The sequence below is a fragment of the Erwinia sp. MYb416 genome (assembly GCF_037479575.1).
In the GTDB taxonomy this organism is placed as follows: domain Bacteria; phylum Pseudomonadota; class Gammaproteobacteria; order Enterobacterales; family Enterobacteriaceae; genus Erwinia; species Erwinia rhapontici.
Genome location: NZ_JBBGYT010000296.1, coordinates 848 through 2,275 on the forward strand (window position 1 = coordinate 848; position 1,428 = coordinate 2,275).

Genomic DNA, 1,428 nt, shown 5'->3' on the forward strand with positions numbered 1-1,428 from the left:
GGGTATCAACATGACCTTGAAAGGCGAAAAGAGCGTTGGGCTAAGGTTGAGAAAGGGGACGCTGAACGTGGCGAACAGTACGATCGTTACAGCGGATGGCCCCGGATTATATGCAGATGGTAACGCCCTCAGCGAGGCATCCCTCGACAATACTCAGCTGGAGAGTGGTGGTTCCAGTGCGTTCAAAACACTGGGCAGTGCGCTGAATCTGAATCTGAGCAACGGGACGGTCGCCACCGGGGGCAATGGCAACGTGCTTGAGGTCCTGACCCAGAAAGATACTCAGGGCGCAGATGTCAGCAACAGTCAGGTGAATCTGATGGCGGATAACGCCACCTTGAATGGCAGCGTGATATCGGATTCTGTGCGTAATCAGGTCAACCTTAACCTGCAAAACGGTTCGACCCTGACCGGCATGATGAAAAATGTCAGCAGTACAATACTGGATTCAACCAGCACCTGGAATATGACCGGGGATTCCGATCTGAATACGTTCCAGCTGGATGGTAAGGTCCTGTTCGATGGTCAGGATTTCCATACGCTCACCGTGAACAATAACCTGAGCGGCAGCGGCTATATCGGTATTCATACCCGGCTGGAGGGTGACGATTCACCGAGCGATCGATTGAATGTGAAGGGCGATGCGACAGGCAATTTTACGGTGGGTATCACCAATCAGGGGGGGCAGGGTGCTGCGACGCACCTGGGTATCCCGGTCATTAACGTGGCGGGTGAAACGAAAGATGTCACCTTTACACAGTCACAGCCCTTACTGGCCGGGAACTATGAGTACTTCCTCAACCCGGTCAATAGCCACGACTGGTACTTGCAGTCCAGCTATAAACCTGTGGTCGATCCCAACGCACCGGTTACTGATAAACCCTATCGTCCCGAGACCAGTGGTTACCTGATAGGGCCTTATCTCAATGCGGCTTATGCTTACACGGCGGCCGGAACCTACCATCAGCGTCTTGGCGCCCGAGAGGAGGGCCAGGCCGTCTGGGGCCGCATCTATGGGCGGCATGATCTCTATGGCGCAGGCCGCTTTGGGTATGACAGCACCACTGCCTTTATGCAACTGGGAGGTGACCTGTGGCGGGGCAGTTTAACACCTGAAATTGATGCGCGTTCAGGTGTGATGGTGACCCTCGGTGACATCCACAGCAATGCGCGTGACTATGCCCGTAGTCAGCGCAACGGGCTGTCGGTCAATACCGGTAAAATTAATACCACGGCATACAGCCTTGGAGGGTATTTCACGGCTGATAATGAGGAGGGTGCGTATCTGGATACCGTGGGCCAGGTCACCTGGTACCGTAACCACTACAAAAGTATTAACAATACCGGGCAAGGCAGCTACAGCACCCTGTTGTCGGCGGAAATGGGCGTCCCCTTTGCCGTCAGCGGCGCGTTTAAGCTGGAACCGGA

At 54.7% G+C, this 1,428-nt stretch carries 1 protein-coding gene; it reads left to right on the forward strand.

Annotated elements, in window-relative coordinates; genetic code table 11:
* Positions 1-10: 10 nt before the first annotated feature.
* A partial coding sequence (locus WH277_RS02675) for an autotransporter outer membrane beta-barrel domain-containing protein (protein ID WP_339504260.1) occupies positions 11-1,428 on the forward strand: 1,418 nt, incomplete at its 3' end.